The organism is Terasakiella sediminum, from assembly GCF_033100395.1.
Taxonomy (GTDB): domain Bacteria; phylum Pseudomonadota; class Alphaproteobacteria; order Rhodospirillales; family Terasakiellaceae; genus Terasakiella.
Map to the genome: position 1 here is coordinate 43,200 of NZ_JAWLVJ010000025.1, position 16,684 is coordinate 59,883.

Consider the following 16,684-nt stretch of genomic DNA (forward strand, 5'->3'; position numbering starts at 1 on the left):
AAATCAGACATGTTTCGTATTACATCCATGATGAAAGAACTGATCAATCCGAGCGAGGTCCGCGAACATCGTGATCCCCCCGGCCCGGTCGTGATCTGGAACCTGGTGCGCCAATGTAATTTGGGCTGCAAGCATTGTTATGCAGGTTCTGTGGACAAGGCCTTCCGTGGGGAACTGGATACGCAGGAAGTCTTCAACGTCATGGACGATCTGAAAGCTGCGCGCGTGCCTGTGCTGATCCTGTCGGGGGGCGAACCTTTGCTGCGCCCGGACATTTTCAAGATTTCCCAACATTCCAAAGACATGGGGTTCTATACAGCTCTTTCCAGCAACGGCACATTGATCACCAAGGATAATATCGATCAAATCGCGGCCATTGATTATGACTATGTGGGTGTCAGTATTGATGGCATTGGGGCGGTGAATGATGCTTTCCGCGTCAAAGAAGGGGCCTATGATGAAGCCCTGAACGGTATTCGCCTGTGTAAGGAACACGACCTGAAAGTCGGTCTTCGTTTTACGCTCACCGAAGATAATGTGGAAGAATTCCCCAAAATCCTCAACCTGCTGGATGAAGAAGGCGTGGACAAGTTTTATCTCTCGCACCTGAACTACGCGGGGCGTGGAAACCAGAACAAGGACGATGATGCCTATTTCCAGCATACCCGCTGGGCCATGGACCTGTTGTTTGAAAAATGCTGGAACAATCTGCAAAAAGGTGTCGAGCTGGAAATCACCACAGGCAACAACGACGCTGACGGCATTTACATGCTGCAGTGGGTCAGAAAACACCACCCGGACAAGGCCGATCATTTCCTCGGCAAGCTCATCCAGTGGGGCGGCAATGCCTCGGGGCAGAATGTGGCCAATATTGATAACCTGGGCAACGTCCACCCCGACACCATGTGGTGGCATCACAAGCTGGGCAATGTGAAAGAACGCGCCTTTGGCGACATCTGGCACGACACAAGTGATCCCCTGATGGCAGGCCTGAAACAACGCCCCCGTCCCGTCACCGGGCGCTGCGGGGAATGTGCCTATCTGAATGTTTGTAACGGCAACACACGGTGCCGTGCCCATCGCATCACCAACGATTACTGGACCGAAGATCCGGGTTGTTACCTGACGGATGAAGAAATCGGGCTGACAGACAGCCCCGGTGCAGCAGCACAATAAGGAAGAAGAATATGCTTAAGAAACTCATGGCGGCAACTGCCCTTCTCACCACCTGTTATGTCGGCTCCGCCGTTGCGACCGATACTGACCTGGATGTCAAAGAACTCTATAAAGACAATTGCGCGGCCTGCCACGGGCTGGATCGCTATGGCGCCATTGGCCCGGCTTTGCTGCCGGAAAACCTCAAACGGCTTCGCAAGAAAAAGGCTGTCGGCGTCATCAAAAATGGCCGCCCTGCAACACAGATGCCTGGCTTTGGCGAAGATTTAAACGATAAAGAAATCGCAGCCCTTACAGATTTCATCTACAGCCCACTGGGTAAAATCCCCACATGGACCATGGATCAGATGAAAGAGACCCACGAAGTCCATGTCGTCCCGTCCCGTCTGCCGGGTAAACCGATCCATAACGCCGATCCGCTGAACCTCTTTACTGTTGTGGAAACGGGTGATCATTCTGTCACCATTCTGGATGGCGACAAGTTTGAGCCGATTTGGCGTTTCAAATCCCGCTTCTCTCTGCATGGCGGGGCGAAATATTCACCGGATGGGCGCTTTGTCTATCTGGGGTCCCGTGATGGCTGGGTGTCTAAATATGACCTGCACACCCTGCAGATCGTGGCAGAAATCCGCGTGGCTGTGAACATGCGCAACATCGCGGTTTCCAGTGACGGCAAATGGGTCTTGGCCGGAAACTACCTGCCCCATTCCATGGTGGTGCTGAATGCAGAGACACTGGAACCTGTGAAATATTTTGATGTAAGCGACGGCAAGGGCAATTCCTCCCGCGTCAGTGCGGTCTATAACGCCCCGCCACGCATGAGCTTTATTGCTGCCTTGAAAGACCTGAAAGAGATTTGGGAAATCACTTATGATCCGGATGCGAGCCCAAAGTTCGGGGCCTTCGTTCATGATTATCGTGGGGATGAGAAAGAAGTCGAGATCACCCAGCGTGGGACCCTTTCTTACAAACGCATCCAGCTTGAAGACTATCTGGACGATTTCTTCTTTGATCAGGACTATATCAACGTCTTTGGCGCGTCGCGCGATGGTATCCACGGTGTCGCCTATAACCTGGACGTGGGCAAAAAGATCGCCAACCTTGACCTGGCAGGCATGCCGCACTTAGGCTCCGGCATCACCTGGGAATATAAAGGTGATCCGGTCATGGCGACCCCGCATTTGAAAGAAGGCAAGATCAGCGTCATCAACATGGAAAGCTGGAAAACCATCAAACGCCTTGAAACCAAGGGTCCCGGCTTCTTTATGCGCAGCCACGAAAACACGCCGTATGCCTGGACCGATGTATTCTTCGGCAAGGATCGTGATCTGCTGCATATCATCGACAAACGCACGCTGGAAATCGTGAAGACGATTAACCCGCAACCGGGCAAAACCAATGCCCACGTCGAATTCACCAAGGATGGCAAATACGCCTTGGTATCGGTGTGGGATATGGACGGTGCGCTTGTGGTCTATGACGCCGCCACCTTCGAAGAAGTCAAACGCATCCCGATGAAAAAACCTGTTGGGAAGTATAATGTATGGAACAAGATTTCCTATTCTGCCGGGACGAGCCATTAATCCCAATCACTTGTCATTTACACCTCCCCTCACTCGTCATTGACGCATCCACCTTCTGTCATCCCCGCGAAAGCGGGGACCCAGTGGTTACCGGGGATTTCTAGGTTCCCGCGTTCGCGGGAATGACAATATAGGGCGGTTAGTTCGATATCTGGCGTAATGTCGTATCCGGGTCCAGTTCAGCCAGAATGTCGTTGGCATTCTTAAAGAACTCATCCCGGATGCGCGCGGCATGCGGGTTGTCGCGCTCAATGGTCTGGTAGACGTTTTCTGAGTCGTGACGCACCATGTCCACCGCTTCGACAAGGCGATCAAAGCTCGCTGTCGTCAGCCGCTTGGGAAAGGGTTCCATGCGCAAGAGAATGCGGGCAATCAGATGGGTCAGTCCCTGCACCATGGCAACATCACGATCATGTTTATCTGCTGTCTCAATAAAGACCTGAAGCCCCAGCACATTCTTCAAGAATGCAGCAATCCGCAAAAAAGATTTCCCGCGCACCGGGCAGAGCACAACCTTGTGCCCCTGTACTCCATCCTTGGCGCTTTGCGGACCAAACAAAGGGTGCGTGCCGATGACCTCAACGAACGGTGGGAGGCAGCGCTGCATGACCTCAACGGCCTTCAGTTTGACCGAGCCGACATCAACGATGATCGTACCTTCTTTCAGATGCGGGTTCAGTTGATGGATGGCGTCTTCCAGTTTCTGCACCGGAACAGCCAGGATGATGAGATCACAGTCCCCAAGTGTCGCGACATCACATTGATGTTCAAAGGACAATAGGGAGGGATCATGGATACGTAAGGTAAAGTGATCCTGCAGGTGTTCGGCAATCAGGCGGCCAAAGGCACCAAACCCCATAATTCCGACAGTTTTGATTGATTTTATATCAGGCATCGCATTTCTCTTAAAATGACTGCGTTGCCGAAAAGGACCTATTGAATGTTTCGCTGACAACGCAGCGGGTAAACAATAGGGTATGTGTCCGCTGTTATGATAACAGCGAATAATAGAAATTCACAAAAGAGGCACATACGTTTTTCATGCCCTCTTTGTGATCCTTTTAAGCTCGATTGTCAAGCAAGTTACTTGGACATCCTGCGCAAGGTCGCGTTCATCACCATGACCGGAATGATCCCCATCAAGACGATAAACAGCGCAGGCAAAGCGGCTTCTTCCAGCAGTTCATCCTTGGCGTATTGATAGACAAAAGTTGCCAGTGTTTCATAGTTGAAGGGCCGCAACAGCAGCGTCATGGGCAGTTCTTTCATCACATCCACAAACACCAGCAAGCCCCCCGTCAGAAGTGATGTCTTCAGCAAGGGCATGATGACTTTAGCGATGCTTTGCATGAAAGTGCGGCCCAGCACCCGGCTGGCATCCATCATATAGCGTGGCATACGTTCCATGCCGGAATTCACCGCGCCATACCCGACCGCCTGAAAGCGGATGGTACAGGCAATAGCAACCAACCCCACACTGCCCGTCAGCCAGCCCTGATAAGAAATCCCGAAGGTGTTTTCCAGGAAATTGGCAATCGTATTATCCACCGCACCGCCAACTGTAATAACACCGATGGCCAGAATGGTACCGGGGAAGGCGTATCCGATGGAGGCCAGTGCGGTCATTCGTTTCAGGAAAGTCCCACCCTGATAGTTCGACACAATTCCCATAAAGGCCGCTGACGTAACGATGAAGATCGCAACTGATCCGGCGAGCGTGATGGAGTTCATGGAGGCCGTGATCACCGTATCTTCAAAATCGATGGAATAGCCTTTTAATACAAAAGTCAGCAGCACACCGACAGGCACAACAAATCCAACCACAACCGGGATCAAACAGACCGTGATACAGCCGATGGCGCGACCGAGGCTTGCCTTAACCGGGAGCAGGCCCTTGGATTTTTTGGACGTATTGTGAAACCGTCGTTTGGAACGGGCCAGTAGTTCCAAAGACAAAAGCGCGATGATGAACAGGAAAGAAATAGAGGCGATTTGGGCTGCCGCCGGAAGACTGTTCATCCCCAGCCAGACATTGAAAATACCAAGGGTGATAGTCTCAATCGCGAAATATTCCACCGCGCCGAATTCAGAAATCGTTTCCATCAAGACAAGCGACAGGCCCGCCACAATGGCAGGGCGCGACAATGGCAAAGCCACCTTGAAAAACACATTACGCTTGGCAAGCTGGCCAACCTCAAACAAGGCAGAGGGCGTCAGCAAGAATGATGTGCGCGTCATCATATAAACATAAGGATAGAGCACAGCACCCAGCACCAACATCGCCCCATACATGGACCGGATTTCCGGGAACCAGTAATCACGTGCCGATTTCCAGCCCATCAGTTCACGCAGCATTTGCTGCACGGGTCCCGCATATTCAAGAAAATCAGTATAGGTATAAGCAATCAGATAGGTCGGCACCGCTGCAGGTAACAGCAACAGCCATTCAAACACCCTGCGCCCTGGGAATTCATAGCGGGTGATCATCCACGCACTTGAAACCCCAAAGACCAGTGAGACCACACCAACGCCAAACATCAGGGTCAGGGTATTGGCCGTATAGCGCGGCAAAACGGTCGTGAACAAATGCGCCCACAGCCCACCACTGTCCCCGCTTGCGGCCACAAAGACCGCAAAGATGGGGGCAAGAAACACCAAAACCAGCGCCATGGTCACTAAAGTCCATGGCGTGATCTGTGGTCGTTTACGCAAAAGGCGCGAGAAAGTGTCCTGCTTTACCATCCAACCCGGTCAATAATTCGTTGTGCTTCGGGGGCCAGTTCAGAGATACGACCGATTGGCATATCGTCTTCTTTAAACTCACCCCAGGATTTCAATTCATCTGAGGCTTCAATAGCAGGGTTCACAGGATATTCATAGTTAATTGCACCATAAAGCCCCTGCGCAGTTTTGGAGGTCAGGAATTCAAGGAAACGGGTGGCTTCTTCCTTGTTTTTGGAATGGATCGCAATTCCGCCACCGGAAATATTCACATGTGTGCCGCGATCTTCCTGGTTCGGGAAGATCAAACGCACACTTTCCGCCCATTCACGTTGATCCGCTTTATCAGAATGTTTCAGCTTACCGAAGTAATAGTTGTTGATCACAGCCAGATCACACACACCTTCGAAAATGGCCTTCACTTGTGCGCGGTCATTGCCTTGTGGGCGACGCGCCAGATTATCCACGATGGCCTGTGACCATTTTTGTGCAGCCTCTTCTCCTTTATGTTCGATGAAGGACGCGATCAGGGCGCGGTTATAAACGTGACTGCCCGGTCGTGCACAGATGCGGCCTTTCCATTTCGGATCAGCCAGGTCTTCGTATGTTTTAATCTCTTTGGTGTCTTCGGCTACCTTGGCAGCCACAATCACGCGGGCACGTTTGGAGAAAGCAAACCACTTGCCATCTTTGTCGCGCATATGGGCTGGGATATTTTTCATCAGCACATCGGATTTTACCGGGGCCAGCAGATCTTTATCGGCATAGACGCTCAGGCGTGCAATATCCACGGTCAGGATCACATCTGCCGGGCTGCGCTTGCCTTCTGCCTGAAGACGCTGGGCCAAACCTTTGGCGGCATAAACGATATTCACCTTGGTTCCGGTTTCTTTTTCATAGGCTTTGATGAAAGGGTTGATCAGAAATGGCTGGCGGTGGGAATAGATATTAAGTTCTGCCGCCTCAGCAGAGCTTGCCATCATCGGCAAGCCAACAACGCCTGCAACCAGCAGTGATTTCATCCCGGCACGCAATTTGGAACCAATATTTTTCATTTTTTCTTGTCTCCATACAGATATAGACTGCACCGCTTCAGAAAACGGGGTCAGATATATGTTTTTAAGGTTATGGCAGGCCGAAGTTTCCCCGGCAACGCCAAATTGAATATTTTTTTCACCCACAGCCAGATGCAGGCTTTTGCCCATCCAGTCCCAGATCGCCAGAACAGCCCCATAATTAGTGTCATAATGACGTTGTTCAATGGAATGATGGATTTGATGCTGGGCAGGTGAAATCAGAATATGTTCCAGCCAACGCCCATAGCTGATCCAGACATGAGAATGGCGCAGGTTTGCCCCGGTCACATTAAAGATAAATAGGAAAATATTGGCCCCAAAGACGGTCATCAATTCCATCCGGCTGCCAAAAAAGAAGAAGAAAACGCCCAACGTCGCTGCCTGCACGATGGTCGAACGCAGCGCAAACAACACGCCTTCAACCGGATGTGCACGCAAGACTGTAAAGGGTGTCAATGTCTCTGCCGTATGATGCACTTTATGGAATGGCCACAAAAACGGCACCGTATGTAACCAGCGATGCAGCCAGTATTTGGCAAAATCATCAAACAAAAACAGCGTGAGCGTAAAAAGAAAGGCAATCATCCAGTCAGACGCTGTGACCAACAACTGTGGACGCCCATCAAAGACCGTATGCAGACTTTCAAACAGGATTGTCGCCAGCGCCAGTTTGCTCAGCAACACAGGTGCAATCCCCATCATGAAGACCTTGTTGATCACCACGATCAGATAATCGCTGCGGGCTGATTTTGACCACCAGATATCTTTGCTGAATATCTGCTTGATCCCATCTGATAATTTAGAATTAGAAGAAATAAAATAAAAAATGAGTGCGACAACAAGCGCACTCAGCAAATATCCGATAAAGATTCGCTTTTGAGGATTGATAAGAGGATCAACCAGATCCTCTAAAAATGTCAGGGCAGAGAAATCCATCAGCTTTTATTTCTTTTAAAGAAAACAGGGCGACTGATCACCAACCGCCCTGTTCCATGTTTTGTTAGTCGTTTTCAGCTGTGAGGGAATCACCCAGCTTGTCAATCAACTCAGCCATTTCTTTGGTGACATCGTTTGACTTGGCTTTCACACCAAAGGCATCAACCATCAGCTTTTGCACTTTGGCCATATGCAGCATGTATTCTCCCCAGGAAATGGTCTGATCCCGCAGGTAATTGCCTTTGCGATCAATGTCTGTCACCTGGCTCGCGTTCAACAGCAGCGGACCCGCACCGATCAGACGGTTCAGCTTGGTAGAAGCTTCACCCATGTTGCTTTTGCCTGTCTGTAGCGCCAGTGCGAAACCTTTCAGCTCCCCCCAGTGCTTGACGTAGGCTTTATACTGTTTGTCTGTCTCGCCATTGGCGTCCATGATCACTTGCAGCTTCGCCATGTCTTTATAGACGGAACCCGCATATTTAAACGTAGCTTCGGCCAAAACCATTTCCCAGTTTTTGGCGATGGTGTCGGCGTAGCCTTTCAACTGGGTGCGTTGTGCATCTGTCAGTTTTTCACCCTTGGCAGAGGCAATCAGCGCACGGCCATCAATGAAAGCTTCGGTGATGGTGTGTAGATAAGTGGTCTTGCCACCTTTATCAAAGCCCGCCGCATAGTAAGCCGGACCAAAAGCTGCTTCTGTTTTGAGATCTACTTTGCCGTCTTTGTTATAGTCGGCATACATCAGCGCATCTTTCGCATCTTTGGAAGCTGAACCTAGCTTGGCAATTTCATAGACTTGCTTGGCTGTCAGGGTCATGGTGTGGGCAGGTGTGCCGAAATAACCGAAAGCTTCGTCCCAGACATGTTCTTTACCTGTGTAGGCCGCGCCATCAGAATAAGGCTTGTCGTTTGGCTTGGTGTCTGCCGCCAGTTTTTCATCCAGGTAATTATCAACGGCCTGGTTATAAAGAACAGCACCCATGATGAATTTGGAAATCAGTTGTGGGTAGTTGTACCCGTTTGCCAAGTCCACACCTTTGTTGGCTTCTGATGCTTTTTCGATCCAGAATTTCACCAGCTCTTCACCTGTCAGGCCGTTTGGCATACCAACGATGACCCCTTTATAGGTCTTGCCGGACAGGTTTTTCTTTTTGCTGATCGCGTCAACTTCTGTCTGGGAAATAACAAACGCACCTTTTGATTTTGGTGCCAGGATCGCACGACCTGCATCTTTACCTTCAAAGTAAGACAGCATCTTTGCTTTCAGTTCTGCATTTGGCTTGCCGTTGCCCTGACCTGCCAGTTTTTTCAGAGAATCATGCAGTGTCTGACGTGCGATCTGGCCAGTGTAAGAAACAGAAGTGGTTTTCTTACCTTCATAGCCTTTTACCGTAATCGGGAAGTCTGCATAGACTTTATCGTCAGCCATTACCGTAGAAGCAAGCAATGCAAAAGAAAGTGCTGCCGCACCAACTTTAAAGGTGGTTTTCATAGTTTTTCCTCAACATGAATATTTAGCTGCGGCTGAGAATAGTTCGCAATTTCATTCACATCAAGCACTTTTTTAAGAATCACTCTCAATCTCATTAACCACATCAACTTACGTCAAGCTATGCAAAATTATTTCTATCTATTTCAATGTGATAGGATACAGGTATGAAAGGTTCTGAGTTATAAATTCTTTCAAAATTCGGTGCTTATACCGCTTGTTTTACCGGAGTATCAAAGTAAAAACCGAACCATGTGACTGATTGTCACGATATCCGATTCCGCGCCATGAGCTTCGACAATCGACCGGGAGATATTCAGCCCCAAGCCTGTTCGCCCATTCGCGCGGTTATCACCACCTTGGACATTTATGAACTGGTCAAAGATTTTCGCGGAAATTTTCCAGTACACCTGTGCCTAAATCATACCGCCCAAAACGCCAGCCAGAATGGCCGGACCAGTTCTTAGAAAATACCCAACCACCGCGCCCGGCAGGATCATGAGGAAAGTACCTTTCGTAAAAAGCTGGGACGTTCACCCTCCCCTATAAAAGGGTGGACCACATATTAGGATGAACGCCCCGCTTTAGTGCGACTGTGGGGAGCCGCACCAAGCTGTTAAGCCTTCTTGCTGTTCAGTACCTCTTGAGCGGCAGCATTTTGCCCGGCTGCGGATTGTTGCAGGGTCATGATCACCTGTTCGATATTTTCGTCCAACTGGTGGATCTGCTGACCTGCACTATCAGCCGCCGTTCTTACTTCACCTGACAGTTTCTTGTTTTCTTCCGTATCTTTATGAACAGCCGTCACCCCGCTGCAAACCTCGTTGGTTTTATCGGCAGCCGTATGCATATTGTGGGAAATTTCAGAGATTGCATTGCTCTGTTCTTCCACCGTATGCACAATCGATCCGGCGATTTCATTTATCTGATTGATCGTGCCCAATGTGCTGGTGATACTGTCGGCTGCACCTTGCGTTGCAGACTGGATATCCGCGATATGTTGCGAAATTTGATCGGTCGCCTTAGCGGTCTGGTCCGCCAGCGTCTTAACCTCACTTGCCACCACAGCAAAGCCTTTACCTGCATCGCCCGCGCGCGCGGCTTCGATGGTCGCGTTAAGGGCAAGAAGGTTGGTCTGTTCCGCAATATCAGAAATCAGATCGGTCACCTGACCAATGCTGTCAGCCGCTTTTTTCAACCCCGTCACCTTGCCACTGGCATCCTGTGACTGAACTTGTGCTGCATCTGAAATTTCAAGGGAATGATGAGCCTGACGTTGAATTTCATCGCCCGTTGCTGCCAGTTCATCCACCGCTGTCGCAATGGTCGCGACCGCCTGACTGGTTTCGTTCGAGGCCGTATCAAGCTTGTTACTCTGAGCAAAAGTATCTTCAACCACCTTGTCCATTTTATCGGCTGAACTCTGCAGGACGACAGACTGATCTTTCACTCCATGGGCCAGTTCAAGAACTTCGTCAGACAGAGAGCTTGCCAGCTTTTCCAATTCCTGGGCCAGACCAATTTTCTGCTGATATTCCTTATCCAGTTCTTCGGCTTTCAGCTTTTCAATTTCAATGGCATTGGTTTTGAAAATCCCAACAGCTTTTGCCATTTTGGAAATTTCATCATTGCCATCAGTATCGATATCCACGCTCAGGTCGCCACGGGACAAGCCACGCATGGTCTGATGCAGCGCCTGGAGGCGACGCCCCACATTGCGCATAACATAAAGCCAAACAGTCAGAACTGAGACCAGCAAACTGGTAATGGTCGCTGCACCCACAGCCCACAACATCTTGTCACTGGTCTGTTTGGCGTTCGCCCCTGCCAGATTGATATTCTCATTCAAATCAGAATTCAGATTACCGATAAGAGAGCCCAGACGGTTCAAATTGCTGTAGAGACTTTCAATCAAACCATTGGCTTTGGCCGTGGCTTCAGATGTTTTCATATGTAGCGAAAGAACCGTATCCTTACCTTCTTCCTGCTTGGAAAAACCAACCAGTGTCGTCACCAGTGGGCTGTAATTTTCCTTCATCAAAGGTGGCAGCTTTTCAACTATTTCCTGCGCGGTCACAATCAAATCAAAGGTGCGGATATTCGCCAGTTCCAGTGTTTTCGGATCAGTCATATTCAGCAAGGCCGTCAGGTTGGCTTCATATTGCAAAATCTGACGTTCCAGTTGTGCATAAACGATACTGCCTTCCGCTGCCTCAATCACTTCGCTCAGCACTTGCTTGGAAGAGCTGACGCTGTCCAGCAGATAATCCTGTTCATCCACAATCATGCGCCCGTTATCAATGATCCCGCGCGAAAATGAATAAGCGGGTGCCAGTTTTTTAGAAACTTCTGCCCGTGTCTCGCCAATGGTTGCAAAAATCTGGTTCAGTTGCTGGGCAATGGTCAGTTTCTCTGTCTGAATATCAGCGATTTCTTTGAAATTGACCTTCAGTTTCTGTTCAAGGTCCATGGCTTTCTGGACACGTTCATCACTGGGGAACACGGCCCGCAGCGCCTGAAAGTTCTTATCAACCACCGCAAAGCTGAATTCAATGCGGGAACGTTCCTTATTCAGCGCTTCCAAATCTTCAATGGTAGCAAATGCCCGGATATCAGCAGCCAGTCGTTCACTGTTCAGCATCAATTCGTTGGCGGAAACCATCGGCGGGATATGATCATCGGTGATTTCCTGCAGGGCTTCACCCGCAACATTAAAGGCAACGAAAGCAACCGCACCGGAAATGACGGCCAGAATGGACACAGCCGCAAATGCGCCGATCAATTTCTGTCGGACACCAAACTGTCCATCAATGCAATTATATAATACTCGTATAGGATTTTTAGTACTCATTGTGCGCCTCCGCTGATTGCTTATTTCACCTTTTTTTTATTGATTGATAAATGCTTTGATATTTCGAACGGCCTGTCGGATACGTTGTGTATTTTCAACCAGACCAATCCGGACATGTTCGTTGCCATGTTCGCCAAAACCGATACCCGGTGCCACGGCAACCTTGGCTTCGGTTAGCAACAGCTTGGCAAATTCAAGTGATCCAAGGTGTGCGAATTTTTCAGGGATCGGGGCCCAGGCAAACATGCCTGCTTCCGGGGCGGGAATATCCCAACCCGCAGCCGCCAATCCATTGATTAAGACGTCGCGACGTTCTTTATAAACACCGCGAATTTCTTCCACACAGTCCTGCGGACCGTTCAGTGCGGCAATGGCGGCGACCTGAACTGGTGTGAAGGCCCCGTAGTCTAAATATGATTTGATGCGGGTAAGGGCTGCGATCAGTTCTTTATTCCCGGCTGCAAACCCGATACGCCATCCCGGCATGTTGTAAGTTTTAGACATGGACGTAAATTCAATGGCGACATCTTTCGCGCCTTTGACCTGCAGAACAGAAGGCGGTGGCGTGTCGCCATAATAAATCTCTGAATAAGCCAGATCAGACAAAATCCAGATACCGTGATGCTTACAGAAGCTCACCACTTCTTCATAGAACTCAACGCTTGCAAGTTCTGCTGTTGGGTTGTTGGGATAATTCAGGATGACGGCGGTTGGTTTGGGTACAGAATGCTGAACTGCACGTTCCAACGCATCAAAGAAGGTCTGGTCCGGCTTGATCGGAATATTGCGCACAGACGCACCGGACATGATGAACCCGAACGGGTGGATCGGATAGCTGGGGTTTGGGACCAGCATCACATCACCCGGGGCTGAAATTGCGCTTGCAAGGTTTGCAAGGCCTTCCTTGGACCCAAGGGTCACGATATTTTCGCAATCCGGGTCAATCTCAACCCCGAAACGGCGCATATAGTAATTGGCATGCGCCTTTCTCAGGCCCGGGATACCGCAAGAATTCGAATAACGGTGGGTCCGGGGGTCGGCCACTGTTTCCACCAGCTTATCAACGATATGCTGTGGCGTGGGCCGATCCGGATTTCCCATCGCCAGATCAATAATATCCTCGCCTGCCGCACGTGCCGGGGTTTTCAGTGCGTCCACTTCGGCAAAAACGTAGGGAGGTAATCGTCTGACATTGTGAAAATTGTGGTCCATGGTCCGTTACTTCAATCTATAGAATGTACATGATGCCGAGCAATACCCAGACAGCGATGAAAGCTGTTTCCAGGATCATCAGGGCGACGGGTCCGAAGCCCACTTCGACGAGAGATTTGAGGGATGTTTTGATACCGAGCGCTGCAATCGCTGTGACCAGAAACCAGCCAGAGGCACCGATCATGGGTTCGCGTACCATTTCCGGTACCCAGCCCATGGTGTTGGCAAACACCAGCAGGCAGAAGCCGATGACGAAGAAAGGAACCGGCAGCTTGCCACTTTCCACTTCCATGCCGTCCTGCTTGGACGCCCACATCTTGAAGCAGACACCCAGAACGAAGACCACAGGTACCAGCAAAGCCACACGAAACAGTTTGGTGATGGTGGAGATATCGCCCGTGCTTTCAGACAAGCTATAGCCCGCACCAACCACTTGCGCCACGTCATGGATTGTTCCGCCCAGGAAGAGGCCTGCTTGTTCATCCGTCAGATCAAGGGCTGTACAAATGATCGGGTAAACGATCATGGCGATGGTAGACAAAGTCGTTACGGTCAGAACGGCGAAGATGGTGTTACGTTCCAGACGGTCGTCTTTAGGCATAACAGAAGAAATAGCGAGTGCCGCAGAGGCTCCACAGATCCCAACGGATCCGCCACTTAAAATCCCAAAACGGAAAGTGCGGCCCATGGCTTTATTGAGCAAAGCCCCAAAGGCAATGGTCAGGAATACACCACCGGCAACCCACAGGATCGGTGCTGCGCCAAGGCCCACAACCTGGTCAACCGTGATCCGAAGCCCCAGCAAGGCCACACCTGTGCGCAAGATGATCTTTGCACCGGATTCAATACCGGGTTTACAGGCTTTATCTTCCATCAGGAAGTGCAATGCCATCCCCAGCAGAAGGGCAAACAGCATTTGCGGGGCCCCATAATGTTCCGAAAGGAACTTGGCAGCAGCCGCAATCACCAAACAAATGGCAAGACCGGGGAACAGTCGGGTGACTTTATCAAACATTCCAGTTTCCGTTTTCATGGTGGTATCGGTCATTTTTCTAAATCCGTTTGGTAAAATTCTTAAGCTTGGGTCTGGGCATGTGACTGGGCAACCGTCACAGCGATCATGCGATAAACCGCATCAGCGTCGCAGCCGCGTGACAAATCGTTGGCCGGGCGTGCAAGGCCTTGAAGAACAGGGCCGATGGCATGCGCTTTACCGATCCGTTCGGCCATCTTGTAACCGATGTTACCAGCTTCCAAATCCGGGAAGATCAGCACGTTGGCGTGACCCGCCACATCTGAATCAGGAGCTTTTTTCTCGCTCACGCTCGGCACCAGGCTGGCATCAAGCTGCAAATCCCCATCGACCGGAAGGTCGGGACGCAGCGCCCGAATGCGATCGGCTGCATGGTTGACCTTATCCACATGGGGATGTGACGCACTGCCCTTGGTCGAAAACGACAGCATGGCGATACGAGGATCAAGGTTTAAGAGATTCTTGGCACTATCGGCAGCCGCAATCCCGATCTGGCTCAATTCCTCCTCATTCGGATCCACCACAAGGCCGCAATCGGCAAAGACCAACGCGCCTTTCATGTCGTGGAACGGTTCACACAGCATCATAATGAAGAAGCTGGAGATCATGGAATAACGCTTGTCCACGCCGATGATCTGAATGGCAGAACGCACAACATCAGCCGTGGTCAGTTGCGCACCTGCCACCGAGCCATCGGCAAAGGACATGCGCACCATCATATTGGCAAAATTCTGTGGTTTCGCCACTTCAATGCGGGCCTTTTCTTCGGTCATACCCTTGTGTTTGCGCAAATTCACCAGTTCCTGCACAAAGCCCGGCGTGAACTTGGAAGAGGTCGGGTCCACCATCTGGATCAGACCATCTTCATATTCAAAAGGCGATAGAATTTCTGCGATTTTGCCCTTATCGCCCAACAGGGTGATGGTGGCAAAACCTTCATTGACCGCACGCACCGCACCTTCAACCACCCGGGGGTCTTCCCCTTCCGCCATCACAATGTGTTTCGGTGTTTTCTGGGCGCGAAGGACCAGTTCATAAAACGGTTTCATAGTCTCAAACTTCCCTGTTTGTACGTTCGTTAAATCAGGCCCGCCAAGGGGCTTGAAGGATCAGCATATTGTTTCTTGGGCATGCGACCTGCCAGATAGGCATCCCGGCCCGCAATGACGGCATGTTTCATGGCGTTTGCCATGCGCACCGGGTCTTTGGCTTCGGCAATCGCTGTGTTCATAATCACCGCATCACATCCCAATTCCATGGCTTGGGCGGCATCAGACGCGGTGCCAATACCCGCATCTACGATCACGGGGACGTTGGCATTTTCCTTGATGATGCGCAGGTTGACCGGATTGAGGATACCAAGGCCGGACCCGATAGGGGCGGCAATCGGCATAACGGCTGATGCGCCTTCTTCTTCCAAGGCCTTGCAGAAGTTTGGATCGTCCGAGCAATAAACCATCACATCGAAGCCTTCTTTCTTTAAGACCTTAAGGGTCTCCAGGGTTTCCGGCATGCGGGGGTAGAGTGTCTTTTTATCACCGAGGATTTCCAGCTTCACCAAATCCCAGCCACCGATTTCACGGGCTAATCTGAGGGTACGAAGCGCATCTTCTGCGGTAAAACAGCCTGCCGTGTTGGGCAGGAAGGTATATTTCGCAGGATCAAGATAATCCATCAATAAGGGTTCGTCAGCCTGCGTTAAATTCACGCGGCGCACAGCAACCGTGATCATGTCACATTCTGAAGCTTCGACCGCTTCAGCATTCAGTTTGTAAGTCTCGTATTTTCCGGTGCCTGTGATCAGGCGGCTTTTAAAGCGACGCCCCGCAATCACCAGGTCTTCATCATCTGTCTTTGTATGATCGCCCCCGCCAATAATGCGCACGATCTCCAGCTGATCGCCATCATTCAACTGTGCCACATCATAAGAAGATTTCGGGACGATTTCGCGGTTACGTTCAATCGCAACTTTATCGCTGGAATAGCCGATATGATCCAGCATCTCAGCGACATTCAGCGCCGTTTCAAAACGGATTTCTTCGCCATTGATGATGAGTTTCATGATCGGTCCTTCTTTCGGAAAAAAGTCTGCGGTTTCGATCTCTATGGATGTCGGAAAATCGAAACCGCAGGAAGTTGCACCTCTAGGGAGAGGCTGTAGGGGATCGGCCGGAAAGATCGAGGGGTCCGGCCGACAAAATCAGGGAGTTAGGGAAAACCCCCTGATAACAAGGTTAGACGTCACCTTGTTGAGGGCGCATGTCAGCAGCGCTGACACCTGCGACTTTAACGGGCTTCTTCATCGCATCGCGACGGAAAGGCTCGCCCAGTTCCTGGTTCAGGATAACTTCGATGAAGGTTGTTTCACCTTTATCCTGATCTTCAATGGACTTCTTCAATGCAGCCGTCAGTTCTTCCGGTGTGCGAACCTGAACGCCGTTCAGACCACAACCTTTGGCAACTTCTGCATAGTTCAGTGTGCGGTTCAGTTCTGTGCCAACGAAGTTGTTGTCGAACCAAAGCGTGGTGTTACGCTTTTCCGCACCCCACTGGTAGTTACGGAAGATCACCATGGTAATGCCTGGCCAATCGCCACGACCGCAAGAT

Annotated in this window: 12 protein-coding genes; 2 read left to right on the top strand and 10 right to left on the bottom strand. The window is 50.6% G+C overall.

The window, feature by feature from the left end; genetic code table 11:
• The first annotated feature begins 9 nt into the window (after positions 1 to 9).
• Both nirJ and RYZ26_RS16890 read left to right on the top strand, forming a co-directional pair.
• A complete protein-coding gene (gene nirJ, locus RYZ26_RS16885; RefSeq protein WP_317684423.1) occupies positions 10 to 1,176 on the top strand; it encodes a heme d1 biosynthesis radical SAM protein NirJ in 1,167 nt (388 codons plus the stop codon).
• An 11-nt stretch (positions 1,177 to 1,187) separates the two neighbouring features.
• Positions 1,188 to 2,759: a cytochrome D1 domain-containing protein gene (locus RYZ26_RS16890; RefSeq protein ID WP_317684424.1), complete on the top strand. Its 1,572-nt coding sequence runs from the start codon at positions 1,188 to 1,190 to the stop codon at positions 2,757 to 2,759.
• A gap of 139 nt (positions 2,760 to 2,898) precedes the next feature.
• On the opposite strand, the gene RYZ26_RS16895 is transcribed toward RYZ26_RS16890, so the two are convergent.
• From RYZ26_RS16895 to RYZ26_RS16940, 10 genes are all read right to left on the bottom strand, one after another.
• Positions 2,899 to 3,654 (bottom strand): prephenate dehydrogenase/arogenate dehydrogenase family protein, encoded by a 756-nt coding sequence (locus tag RYZ26_RS16895; protein WP_317684425.1) that lies wholly within the window; start codon positions 3,652 to 3,654, stop codon positions 2,899 to 2,901.
• A gap of 188 nt (positions 3,655 to 3,842) precedes the next feature.
• Positions 3,843 to 5,501 carry an ABC transporter permease gene (locus RYZ26_RS16900; RefSeq protein WP_317684426.1) on the bottom strand — a complete coding sequence of 553 codons (1,659 nt, stop codon included), beginning with the start codon at positions 5,499 to 5,501 and terminating at the stop codon, positions 3,843 to 3,845.
• Positions 5,495 to 7,492, bottom strand: a complete 1,998-nt coding sequence (locus RYZ26_RS16905; RefSeq protein ID WP_317684427.1) for an extracellular solute-binding protein — start codon at positions 7,490 to 7,492, stop codon at positions 5,495 to 5,497. The genes RYZ26_RS16900 and RYZ26_RS16905 overlap by 7 nt, the downstream gene beginning before the upstream one ends.
• Positions 7,493 to 7,556: 64 nt before the next feature.
• Positions 7,557 to 8,984, bottom strand: coding sequence for a DUF4856 domain-containing protein (locus tag RYZ26_RS16910; RefSeq protein WP_317684428.1), 1,428 nt, complete (start codon positions 8,982 to 8,984; stop codon positions 7,557 to 7,559).
• A gap of 613 nt (positions 8,985 to 9,597) precedes the next feature.
• Entirely contained in the window at positions 9,598 to 11,832 is a 2,235-nt protein-coding gene (locus RYZ26_RS16915; protein WP_317684429.1) for a HAMP domain-containing methyl-accepting chemotaxis protein, read from the bottom strand.
• A 36-nt stretch (positions 11,833 to 11,868) separates the two neighbouring features.
• On the bottom strand, positions 11,869 to 13,044 hold the full coding sequence (locus RYZ26_RS16920; protein ID WP_317684430.1) for an LL-diaminopimelate aminotransferase: 1,176 nt from the start codon (positions 13,042 to 13,044) through the stop codon (positions 11,869 to 11,871).
• A gap of 16 nt (positions 13,045 to 13,060) precedes the next feature.
• On the bottom strand, positions 13,061 to 14,092 hold the full coding sequence (locus RYZ26_RS16925; protein WP_317684431.1) for a YeiH family protein: 1,032 nt from the start codon (positions 14,090 to 14,092) through the stop codon (positions 13,061 to 13,063).
• A gap of 26 nt (positions 14,093 to 14,118) precedes the next feature.
• Entirely contained in the window at positions 14,119 to 15,126 is a 1,008-nt protein-coding gene (gene pta, locus RYZ26_RS16930; RefSeq protein ID WP_317684432.1) for a phosphate acetyltransferase, read from the bottom strand.
• Positions 15,127 to 15,155: 29 nt separating this feature from the next.
• On the bottom strand, positions 15,156 to 16,139 hold the full coding sequence (gene thiS, locus RYZ26_RS16935; protein ID WP_317684433.1) for a sulfur carrier protein ThiS: 984 nt from the start codon (positions 16,137 to 16,139) through the stop codon (positions 15,156 to 15,158).
• A gap of 172 nt (positions 16,140 to 16,311) precedes the next feature.
• Positions 16,312 to 16,684 (bottom strand): thiamine pyrophosphate-dependent enzyme (locus RYZ26_RS16940; protein WP_317684434.1); only part of this gene is annotated, 373 nt, incomplete at its 5' end.

Excerpts from the sequence above, each read along its gene's own strand:
- RYZ26_RS16925 (WP_317684431.1), bottom strand. The coding sequence starts at position 14,092 with ATGACCGATACCACCATGAAAACGGAAACTGGAATGTTTGATAAAGTC.
- RYZ26_RS16900 (WP_317684426.1), bottom strand. The coding sequence starts at position 5,501 with ATGGTAAAGCAGGACACTTTCTCGCGCCTTTTGCGTAAACGACCACAG.
- nirJ (WP_317684423.1), top strand. The coding sequence starts at position 10 with ATGTTTCGTATTACATCCATGATGAAAGAACTGATCAATCCGAGCGAG.
- thiS (WP_317684433.1), bottom strand. The coding sequence starts at position 16,139 with ATGAAACTCATCATCAATGGCGAAGAAATCCGTTTTGAAACGGCGCTG.
- RYZ26_RS16920 (WP_317684430.1), bottom strand. The coding sequence starts at position 13,044 with ATGGACCACAATTTTCACAATGTCAGACGATTACCTCCCTACGTTTTT.
- RYZ26_RS16895 (WP_317684425.1), bottom strand. The coding sequence starts at position 3,654 with ATGCCTGATATAAAATCAATCAAAACTGTCGGAATTATGGGGTTTGGT.
- RYZ26_RS16915 (WP_317684429.1), bottom strand. The coding sequence starts at position 11,832 with ATGAGTACTAAAAATCCTATACGAGTATTATATAATTGCATTGATGGA.
- RYZ26_RS16905 (WP_317684427.1), bottom strand. The coding sequence starts at position 7,492 with ATGGATTTCTCTGCCCTGACATTTTTAGAGGATCTGGTTGATCCTCTT.
- pta (WP_317684432.1), bottom strand. The coding sequence starts at position 15,126 with ATGAAACCGTTTTATGAACTGGTCCTTCGCGCCCAGAAAACACCGAAA.
- RYZ26_RS16890 (WP_317684424.1), top strand. The coding sequence starts at position 1,188 with ATGCTTAAGAAACTCATGGCGGCAACTGCCCTTCTCACCACCTGTTAT.
- RYZ26_RS16910 (WP_317684428.1), bottom strand. The coding sequence starts at position 8,984 with ATGAAAACCACCTTTAAAGTTGGTGCGGCAGCACTTTCTTTTGCATTG.